We start from the raw sequence: 1,056 nt of genomic DNA, 5'->3' as shown, positions 1-1,056 counted from the left end.
AGGAGGTCTCTCGTTCCAGAATAACACCTCATCAATGGATAGTTACCGGTCCTGCTGGCAGCATACATCCTTTCAAAATCCTCTCGTTTTCTGAAAGGCGCGCCCCCCGCCCCGTCTTCCGAGGAGATCATATTCTCCTGTTGAAAGAACCACTGCTGGCAGTTCTGGTCCGGAGCCAGTGAGATGATATCCAGCAAGCCCGATTCAGCAAGCTTTCTGACGGCTTCCTCTGTTGCATCGACCGTCTCAAGCCCTATGTGATGTCTTATCAACGGATATGGCTTTTTGGAGGCGATTCTTTCGAGAAGTGTCTGAGGATAGTCGACCTCTCCCTTTTCGTCCGTCTTGCCCCTGAGAAACATCACGACTTCCTCCGGCATCTCGCTGCCGTCAAAGACCTTCTCGAAGAGACCGCTCTTTTCAGCCACCTCGGCCGTCTCGACCGTTCCACCGAAGATCAGTCTCTTTTCTATTCCTCTGTTTTCCAGCGAGACTTTCAGTTCTCGGAGGAGCTGCTCGCAGGACTCTTTTCCCAGCCTGTAGCTTACGGCCACTATGTCCGGCGAGGCCTCTTCTATGCTGTCTAGCAGTTTGTCAATGCCTATCACGCTTCCAATGTAGATCGTTTCATAGCCTTCATTACGCGCCAAGTTCAAGAAGTTAAGAATTCCCGCTGTGTGAATATCGCTTCCAATGGCCCCTGCTAGTATCTTCATATCAGGTCCCTTCCTCGACATACCTGGTCAATTCTTCTACGGACATTTCGTCGACGCCGAGGCTCACAAGATTTCTTCCTTCCTTCCAGAAGTCTCTCCCCATTACTGCCCCGGCTATGCTTATTATCGAATCCATGACTCTCGTATCCACTCCAAGTTCTCTTCCAAAGCAGCTCATTGGAACCAGACTCATAGGCACGTCTTCCATAATGTACCTGTTCTCAATACTTATAGGCGCCATGATTCCCCTGTAGCCTTCGTTGCTATGGATGGCCGCATAGAGATCTTCACCCTTTACGTCATAGGCGTAATCAAGCCACTCCTTCGCACCCATGGCTTC

Annotated in this window: 2 protein-coding genes; both read right to left on the bottom strand. The window is 50.6% G+C overall.

Annotation, left to right across the window (positions count from 1 at the left end; genetic code table 11):
• Positions 1-716 (bottom strand): cobalamin B12-binding domain-containing protein (locus BG32_RS07620; protein WP_147434881.1); only part of this gene is annotated, 716 nt, incomplete at its 3' end.
• Position 717: 1 nt separating this feature from the next.
• On the bottom strand, positions 718-1,056 hold a 339-nt coding region (locus BG32_RS07615; protein ID WP_183084310.1), incomplete at its 5' end, for an NAD/NADP octopine/nopaline dehydrogenase family protein.

Origin of the sequence: Mesotoga sp. HF07.pep.5.2.highcov (assembly GCF_003666285.1) — a bacterium.
Taxonomy (GTDB): domain Bacteria; phylum Thermotogota; class Thermotogae; order Petrotogales; family Kosmotogaceae; genus Mesotoga; species Mesotoga prima.
Note: the sequence above shows the minus strand (reverse complement) of the source record. Positions and strands in the feature narration are given on the sequence as shown.